General features: G+C 70.6%; 8 protein-coding genes. 4 read left to right on the forward strand and 4 right to left on the reverse strand.

The window, feature by feature from the left end:
• Window positions 1-27: 27 nt before the first annotated feature.
• Window positions 28-936, reverse strand: a complete 909-nt coding sequence (locus GQ57_RS06495; RefSeq protein WP_034197423.1) for an HTH-type transcriptional regulator ArgP — start codon at window positions 934-936, stop codon at window positions 28-30.
• A gap of 278 nt (window positions 937-1214) precedes the next feature.
• On the opposite strand from GQ57_RS06495, the gene GQ57_RS06500 reads away from it, so the two are divergent.
• From GQ57_RS06500 to GQ57_RS06510, 3 genes are all read left to right on the forward strand, one after another.
• Window positions 1215-1868 (forward strand): peroxiredoxin, encoded by a 654-nt coding sequence (locus GQ57_RS06500; protein WP_031402627.1) that lies wholly within the window; start codon window positions 1215-1217, stop codon window positions 1866-1868.
• Between the two features lie 107 nt (window positions 1869-1975).
• A complete protein-coding gene (locus GQ57_RS06505) occupies window positions 1976-3046 on the forward strand; it encodes an MBL fold metallo-hydrolase (protein WP_031402626.1) in 1071 nt (356 codons plus the stop codon).
• Between the two features lie 121 nt (window positions 3047-3167).
• Window positions 3168-3827, forward strand: coding sequence for a glutathione S-transferase family protein (locus GQ57_RS06510; protein ID WP_034197424.1), 660 nt, complete (start codon window positions 3168-3170; stop codon window positions 3825-3827).
• Window positions 3828-4001: 174 nt separating this feature from the next.
• Here the strand turns inward: GQ57_RS06510 and GQ57_RS06515 are convergent, their stop codons facing one another.
• Window positions 4002-5213: an MFS transporter gene (locus tag GQ57_RS06515; RefSeq protein WP_031402624.1), complete on the reverse strand. Its 1212-nt coding sequence runs from the start codon at window positions 5211-5213 to the stop codon at window positions 4002-4004.
• A 101-nt stretch (window positions 5214-5314) separates the two neighbouring features.
• Here GQ57_RS06515 and GQ57_RS06520 point away from each other — a divergent pair, with 101 nt between their 5' ends.
• Complete coding sequence (locus GQ57_RS06520; RefSeq protein WP_031402623.1) at window positions 5315-6298, forward strand: LysR family transcriptional regulator; 984 nt, start codon at window positions 5315-5317, stop codon at window positions 6296-6298.
• 29 nt (window positions 6299-6327) lie between these two features.
• Here the strand turns inward: GQ57_RS06520 and GQ57_RS06525 are convergent, their stop codons facing one another.
• Window positions 6328-6966, reverse strand: coding sequence for a 2-hydroxychromene-2-carboxylate isomerase (locus GQ57_RS06525; RefSeq protein WP_034197425.1), 639 nt, complete (start codon window positions 6964-6966; stop codon window positions 6328-6330).
• Window positions 6967-7509: 543 nt separating this feature from the next.
• Complete coding sequence (locus GQ57_RS06530) at window positions 7510-7977, reverse strand: SRPBCC family protein (RefSeq protein ID WP_031402621.1); 468 nt, start codon at window positions 7975-7977, stop codon at window positions 7510-7512.
• Between the last annotated feature and the right edge of the window lie 77 nt (window positions 7978-8054).

An 8054-nucleotide genomic window follows, 5' to 3' on the forward strand; every position in this document is an offset into this window, starting at 1 on the left:
GGCGGGCCGGTGCTTCACCGGCCCATGTCAGGCCGGCAACGGCGCGAGCAACCGGCGCGCAGCCTCGACGACCCGGCTGGACAGCGACGCCATCGTCGGCGACTGCACGGTCCATGCGTGCCAGTACAGCGTGACGTCGGTCGGATGCGCGGGCGCGAGATCGACGAGCCCTTGCGCGTCGAGCGGCGTGGCGCCGATCAGCGGTTCCGGCACCATCGCGTAGCCGAGCCCGTGGCGCACCGCCGCGAAGTGCGAATGGGTGCCCGGCACGTAGTGGCACGGGTACGCGCCCTCGGGCAATCCGAACTTCTCCTTCAGGAACGACGACTGCAGCGTGTCGCGCCGCGAATAGGCGACGACGGGCGCGCGGCGTGCGCTCGTGCGGTTCAGCCCGCGCGGAAACCAGCGCACCGCGAACGCGGCGGCCGCGAGCAGCCGGTAGCGCATCGTGCCGAGCTGCGTCGCGAGGCAGCCGCGCATCGGCTTCGGCTCGGTCGTCACGCAGCCGACCGCCATCCCGCTTTCGAGCAGCGCGAACGTATGGTCCTGATCCTCGACGATCAGCTCGAACAGGATGCGCTCGCCCGCGAGCACCGACGTCAGCGCCGGGAGAAACCATGTGCCGAGGCTGTCGGAATTGAGCGCGATCGTCACGGAGATCGGCGATGCGCGCTCGGTCGCGAGCGTGCTTTGCAGGTCGGCCTGCAGCAGCGCGACACGGCGCAGGTGCTGCAGCACGCGCTGCCCGGCCACCGTCGGGCGGCACGGCCGCGTGCGCAGCACGAGCGGCGTGCCGAGGCTCGCCTCCAGCGCGCGGACCCGCTGCGTGACGGCGGACGCGGTCACGTGCAGGCGCACGGCCGCCTGCTCGAAGCTGCCCGTGTCGGCGACGGCCAGCAGCGCGGCGGCTTGCTTCGGATCGATCGTCAGCGACATGTCGATGGCATTCCTGTGAACGTAAGACGAGAACAGCCGTTAGTGTAAGGCAGGCCGCGCGAGCGGCCGCGTGCGGAGAATCGCCGTGCCGTGCCGCCTGCGCCACCCGCATCCGCCGCGCCGCATGCCGGTGGCGCGCGCTTTTTGACCTACGCTATAGGAACGCGCGAGACCGGGCATCGGCGATGCCGGCGGTTCGCGCGCGGACGATCGCGCGCCGCGCGGTGGCCAGGCTGCGGCGCGGGCGTCGTGACGATTCCCATTTGACGGAGGCGAACATGTCGATTCGACTGGGCGAGGACGCGCCCGATTTCACCGCGGAGACCACCGAGGGAACGATCCGTTTTCATGAATGGATCGGCGATCACTGGGCGATCCTGTTTTCCCATCCGAAGGATTTCACGCCGGTATGCACGACCGAACTCGGCTACATGGCCGGGCTCAAGCCGGAATTCGACAAGCGCGACACGAAGGTCATCGGGCTGTCGATCGACCCGGTCAGCGATCACCGGAAGTGGGTGGCGGACATCGCGGAGACGCAGGGGCATGCGGTCAACTATCCGCTGATCGGCGACGACGAACTGAAGGTCGCGAAGCTGTACGACATGATCCATCCGAATGCGGGCGGCGGCCCGCGCACGGCGGTCGACAACGCGACCGTGCGCTCGGTGTTCATCATCGGGCCGGACAAGAAGGTCAAGGCGATGCTCGTCTATCCGATGAGCGCGGGGCGCAACTTCGACGAGGTGCTGCGCCTGCTCGACGCGCTGCAGCTCAATGCGCGGCATACGGTGGCGACGCCGGTCAACTGGACGCCCGGCGACGATGTCATCATCCCGACGTCGGTGTCGGACGACGCGGCGAAGCAGAAGTATCCGCAGGGCTTCCGGACGGTGAAGCCGTATCTGCGCTACGTGACGCAGCCGCGCTGACGCGGCGGCCGCGGGCCGGCCGCACCGGCCCGCGACGGAGCGGCCCGCACGATCTCGGCGTAGCGGGCCGGACAAGACGCACCAATCCGCGACGGAGCGACTTCGCGATGATCTTCCGGCAACTCTTCGACCCGCAATCGTCGACGTACACGTATCTGCTCGCCGACCGTGCGTCGCGCGAGGCGCTGCTGATCGATCCGGTGTTCGAGCAGGTGCGCCGCGACGCGGCGCTGCTCGACGAGCTCGGGCTGCGGCTCGTCGCGACCGTCGACACGCACGTGCATGCCGACCACGTGACGGGCGCATGGCTGCTGAAGCAGCGCACGGGCAGCGCGATCGCGATCTCGGCCGCGAGCGGCGCGCAGGGCGCCGACCGCTATCTGAACGACGGCGAGCGCTGCGCATTCGGCCCGCGTTACCTGACCGTGCGCGCGACGCCCGGCCATACGAGCGGCTGCATCAGCCTCGTGCTCGACGACGAATCGATGGCGTTCACCGGCGATTGCCTGCTGATCCGCGGCACGGGCCGCACCGACTTCCAGCAGGGCGACCCGCGCGCGCTGTATCGCGCGGTGCACGGCCGGCTGTTCACGCTGCCGGCCGCGTGCCTGCTGTATCCGGCGCACGACTATCGCGGGCTCACGGTGACGAGCGTCGGCGAGGAGCGGCGCTTCAATCCACGCCTCGGCGGCGATTTGAGCGAGGACGATTTCGCCGGCTACATGCGCAATCTCGGGCTCGCGCACCCGCGCCAGATCGACGTCGCGGTGCCGGCGAACCTGCAGTGCGGCGTCGCGGCGAACGCGCCCGATGCGCAGGCGGTGCCCGACTGGGCGCCGCTCGCCTATACGTTCGCCGGGTTCTGGGAAATCGATCCGCAATGGCTGGAGGATCACCTGCCGGCGGTGCAGGTCGTCGACGTGCGCGAGCCGGACGAATTCACGGGCCCGCTCGGCCATCTGCCCGGCGCGACGCCGATTCCGCTCGGCGAACTGGCCGCGCGCACCGGCGAGCTGGCGCGCGACCGGCCGGTCGTGACGGTATGCCGGGCCGGCGGGCGATCCGCGCAGGCGACCGTGATCCTGCTGAAGTCCGGCTTCGGCGCGGTCGCGAATCTCGGCGGCGGGATGCTGCGCTGGCGTGCAGAAGGGCGCGTCGTGATGGACGGCCGGTCGTAGCGGCCCGACGGCGAAAAAAAATCCCGACCGATGTCGAAACGGCCGGGCGCCGTTCGTCGTCCAGGTATCCGATCACGTGGCGCCGCATCATGCGGCGCCGAAACCCCAGAGAGAGCACGCGATGATGCCGACGCTTTACGCCCATCCCTTTTCGTCCTACTGCCAGAAGGTGCTGACGGCACTCTACGAGAACGGCACGCCGTTCACGTACCGCATGCTCGCGCACGACGATCCGGAACCGATGCGGGAACTGGCCGCGCTGTGGCCGCTGAAGCGCTTTCCGGTGCTGGTCGATGCGGGCCGCACGGTGGTCGAGGCGTCGATCATCGTCGAGTACCTCGGCCTGAATCATCCGGGCCCCGTACGGCTGCTGCCCGACGATCCGCACGCGGCGCTCGAGGTGCGGACGATGGATCGCTTCTTCGACAACTACGTGTCGACGCCGCAGCAGAAGGTCGTGTTCGACGCGCTGCGGCCGCAAGCCGAGCGCGATGCGCGCGGGGTCGCCGACGCGCGCGCGCTGCTCGACACGTCGTATGCGTGGCTGGACCGAAAGATGGCCGATCGCGAATGGGCGGCCGGCGACCGCTTCAGCCTCGCCGATTGCGGCGCGGCGCCGTTCCTGTTTTACGCGGACTGGACGCACCGGATCGATCCGTCGTTCGCGAACGTGATCGCGTACCGCACGCGCCTGCTGGCGCGGCCGTCGTTCGCGCGCGCGGTCGACGAGGCGCGGCCGTATCGCGCGTTCTTTCCGCTGGGGGCGCCCGATCGCGACTGAGCGGCGCGTGCGCCGCGCGAGGGTGCGAGCCGGCGGCGATCGTTTTCCACGCTGGCGCGCGATCGCCCGAATCCACGCGCCGCACCGGCAGCATCGTGCGCGCCGGCCGACAATCGCGAGACAGGCGGGGGAGCCTCGCGGGGCTGTCGGCCGGGTTTGTTGCGCGGCGCGGGATCAGTTGCGCCAGATCCGCACGGCCAGCGCGGCCAGCGACGTCACGACGGCCAGCGCGGTCACCGCATTCCAGCCCAGTTGCGCGAGCAACAGGCTGCCGATCGCGGCGCCGGTCGCCATCCCGATGAACATGCCGACGAACAGCACCGCGTTGAGGCGGCTGCGCGACGCGGGGTCGATCCGGTAGACGATGGCCTGGTGCGAGACCAGCGTGGCCTGCACGCCGAGGTCGAAGCCGATCGTCGCGACCGCGAGCAGCACGAGCTGGGCATGCGGCGCCATCAGCGGCGCGGCAGCCATCGACGCGAACGACAGCGCCGCGATGCCGATGCCGATGCGCGTGACGCGATCCGGGCCGTGATGGTCGGCCAGGCGCCCGGCCACGGGCGCGGCCAGTGCGCCGGCGGCGCCCGCGAGACCGAACGCGCCTGCAACCGCGCTGCCGAGGTGAAACGGCGCGCCGTGCAGCATCACGGCGAGCGTCGACCAGAACGCGCTGAACCCGATCGCCAGCAGCCCCTGTGCGAGCGCGGCGCGGCGCAGCGCCGGATGCTGGCGCCACAGTGCGCCGAGCGAACCGATCAGCGCGCGATACGGCAGGCGCGTGGTCGGTTCGAAGTGCGGCAGCCCGCGCGCGGCCACGATGCCGATCGCGGCGACGCTGGCGGCGGCGAGCGCGAACATCGCGCGCCAGCCGGCCGTCTCGGCGACGAACCCGGCCACCACGCGCGACAGCAGGATGCCCAGCAGCAGCCCCGTCATGACCGTGCCGACCATGCGGCCGCGATGCGCATCGTGCGCGAGCGTGGCGGCGGCCGGCACGACGTCCTGCGCCATCGTCGCGGCGAGGCCGATCGCGAAGCTCGCCGCGAGCATCGGCCCGAGCGACGGCGCGACGGCGGCGAGCAGCAGCGCGACGACCAGCGCGGCGGCCTTGGTCACGATCACGCGGCGGCGGTCGAAGCGGTCGCCGAGCGGCGCGAGCAGCAGGATGCCGAGCGCATAGCCGAGCTGCGTGAGCGTCGGCACGAAGCCGATCGCGCGCGCCGACGCGCCGAGATCGGGCCCGAGCGCGCCGAGCATCGGCTGCGCATAGTAGAGCGGGGCGACGCCGAGGCCGGCGGCGGCCGCGAGCAGCAGCACGAGCCGGCGATCGGGCATCGTATGGGCGGCCGCATGGGGCGCGGCGTCGAGACGGGACGGGGTGGACATGGCGTGCATCGTGGGGTGGACAAAGGGATGGACGCGAGTGTGGCGGCATGCGGCCGGCCACGGTAGTGCCGTCGCGCGCAGATTTGTTATACGCTTCACGCATGACCGAGAAAATTCCCCGATCTCCCGCTGCTGGCGGCTCTCCGCGCATTCAGGCGGTGCCGCTGGACGGCGCAGGCTACCGTTTCGAGCTGATGGAAACCTTTGTGCGCATAGTCGAGGCCGGCAGCCTCTCGGCGGCCGCCGTGCAACTGCACATGACGCAGCCGACCATCAGCCGGCGGCTGCAGGCGCTCGAACGCTCGCTCGGCATGCGGCTGTTGCAGCGGACGACGCACGCGATGCGGCTGACCGTCGACGGCGAGCGCTGCTTCAAGCGTGCAAAGGAGTTGCTGGCGAACTGGGCGGCCTTCGAGGCCGATCTGCGCGGCGCCCAGGAGGAGCCCGACGGGCTGCTGCGGGTCGCGGTGCCGCATGCGTTCGGGCAGGAGCGTTTCGTCGCGCCGCTCGCGCGGTTCCTGCGCGACTATCCGCGCGTGTCGGTCGAGTGGCTGCTGCAGGACGACGTGCGCGATTTCGTCGGCAGCGGCATCGATTGCGCGATCCAGGTGGGCGAGCCGAGCGATCCGGCGGTGGTCGCGATCCGGCTCTCGAAGGTGCCGCGCTTCGTGGTGGCCGCGCCGTCGGTGCTGAGCGGCGCCGACGTGCCGGCCGATCCCGACGCGCTGGCCGCGTTGCCGTGGCTCGCGCTGCGCACGTATTACCGCAACGAGCTGGCGCTGACGCATTCGGTCACCGGCGAGACGCGGCGCATTGCGATCCGCCCGCGCATCACGACGGCGAACCTGTATGCGCTGCGCAGCGCGGCGCTGCTGGGCGTCGGCGCGTGCGTCGGGTCGTCATGGATGCTGGCCGATCATCTGGCGCGCGGCGAACTCGTGCACCTCGCACCCGAGTGGCAGGCCGCGCCGCTGCCCGTCTACCTGACGTATCCGCACGCGCAGTTCTACCCGTCGCGGCTCGTGCGCTTCGCCGCGATGATGCGCGAAGTCGTGCCGGAGCTCGTCGAGGGGCGCGACGGCTGACGCGTGAGGCGCGTCGGGCGGTCGCGCCGTCAGCCGCGCCGGATCCCTTCGGGCAGAGTGCTGATGCGGCGTACCTCGGGTGAGTCGAGCCACGCGCGCGACGTCGCGCAGTCGGCGAACATGCCGGTCGCATCCTCGCCCCAGAACAGGTCGTCGGCGAGTTCGAAGGTCGGCACGCCGAATACGCCGTGCGCGATCGCATCGTCCGTGTTCGCGCGCAGCGCGTCCTTCACCGGCTGCGCTTCGACGGCCGTCACCCCTTCCGGGAAGTCGACGGCGTCGCACAGCGCGGCGAAGCCTTCCGGGGTCGACACGTCGTGGCCGTCGCGCCAGATATGCCGGAAGATCCGCCGGATCGCGTCGGGCGAGCTGCCCATCGCGATCGCGAGACGCAGCGGCCTGATCGGATTGAACGGATGCGCGGGCGGCATCCGGAACGGGATGCCGAGCTTGTCCGCGCGATATTGCGCATGACGATAGGTGAACACGCGTTTGGCCGCGATTTCCGCCGGCGCTTTCTGGCCCCAGTGCGCGAGCAGCGCGCCGAGCACGATCGGCTTCGGCTCGAACGCGGCGGCGGGCGGCAACTGGTCGAATTGTTCCTGTTGCAGATAGGCGAACGGCGAAACGAAGTCGAAATACCACGTGGCGGTGCGCGCGGCGTTCATGGTGGTGGCCCTCAAGCGTGTCCGGTTGGCGGTTGCGCATGCACACGCCCGCCGGTGGCGCGCGTGATGCGTGCATCGGCGGCCAGTGTCGCATGCGGCCGTTTTTTTCGCGCTGCTGCGGCGCCGGTGTGCGAAAGCCGTGGACGAGGGCCTGTATCGACGGGGCCGGTGCAGCGTGCGGCAACTTCGGGCGCTGTTCCGTGCCGCTCTCTGGTGCTCGAAAGCCGTGGACGAGGGCCTGCATCGATGGGGCCGGTACAGTGTGCGGTAACTTCGGGCGCTGTTCCGTACCGCTCGCCGGTGCTCGAAAGCCGTAGTCGAGGGCCTGTATCGACAGGGCCGGCGTAGCGTGCGGCAGCTTCGCGTGCCATTTCCCGGTCCGCAATGGCGCGGGTCCGCGCGTGAACGGCCGGATGCATTCAGGCAGCCGTTCGCGCCTGCACGGTTGGACGAGTGCGATACGCGGTTCCACGGCATGGCACTGCACTGCACGCGCTGGCCGGGTCGGCGCGACGCATGCCACGGCGGGCATTTCGTGCGACCTTACCCGGCTTCCACCAGCGCCGCGAGCCGCGCCAGCGCCATCTCCCAGCCGGTTTCGTTGTCGGCGGCCGGTACGCCGGGCGGCACGCCGTCGTGCACGGCGTCCACGCGCGTGCCGCCGGCTTCGTCGGACAGCGTGATCGTGATCGTCATCGCGCCGCGCAGCATCGGATCGTCGGTCTCGAACACGTCGATCTCGACGATCCGCTCGTCCGGCACGAGCGTGACGAAGCGGCCGTGATAGGTGTCGGTGTGCGCGGCGGTCGCGCCCGACGATACGTCGCGGCTCAGCGACACGCGCAGCGCGCCGCCTTCGCGCGCGTCGTAGGCATGCACGCGGCACGTCATGCCGTCGGGCACCTTCCATTGCTCGACCGCCTGCGGGTCGAGCAACGCACGGTAGACGCGACCGCGCGGGGCGTTCAGGTGCCGGCTGACCCGGGTCGAATGCGTGTGCGTGTGCAACATGTCGCCTCCCGCAGCGCGCACGACGGTGCGCACCGGCGGCCGGCGTGTCGTCATGCTTCCTTCAGGAATCCTAGGCG

The organism is Burkholderia sp. MSh2, assembly GCF_000731655.1.
In the GTDB taxonomy this organism is placed as follows: Bacteria; Pseudomonadota; Gammaproteobacteria; order Burkholderiales; family Burkholderiaceae; genus Burkholderia; species Burkholderia paludis.

What these genes read in the sequence shown, in the direction of transcription:
- GQ57_RS06495 (WP_034197423.1), bottom strand. Translation starts at nt 936, where the DNA reads ATGTCGCTGACGATCGATCCGAAGCAAGCCGCCGCGCTGCTGGCCGTC.
- GQ57_RS06500 (WP_031402627.1), top strand. Translation starts at nt 1,215, where the DNA reads ATGTCGATTCGACTGGGCGAGGACGCGCCCGATTTCACCGCGGAGACC.
- GQ57_RS06505 (WP_031402626.1), top strand. Translation starts at nt 1,976, where the DNA reads ATGATCTTCCGGCAACTCTTCGACCCGCAATCGTCGACGTACACGTAT.
- GQ57_RS06510 (WP_034197424.1), top strand. Translation starts at nt 3,168, where the DNA reads ATGATGCCGACGCTTTACGCCCATCCCTTTTCGTCCTACTGCCAGAAG.
- GQ57_RS06515 (WP_031402624.1), bottom strand. Translation starts at nt 5,213, where the DNA reads ATGTCCACCCCGTCCCGTCTCGACGCCGCGCCCCATGCGGCCGCCCAT.
- GQ57_RS06520 (WP_031402623.1), top strand. Translation starts at nt 5,315, where the DNA reads ATGACCGAGAAAATTCCCCGATCTCCCGCTGCTGGCGGCTCTCCGCGC.
- GQ57_RS06525 (WP_034197425.1), bottom strand. Translation starts at nt 6,966, where the DNA reads ATGAACGCCGCGCGCACCGCCACGTGGTATTTCGACTTCGTTTCGCCG.
- GQ57_RS06530 (WP_031402621.1), bottom strand. Translation starts at nt 7,977, where the DNA reads ATGTTGCACACGCACACGCATTCGACCCGGGTCAGCCGGCACCTGAAC.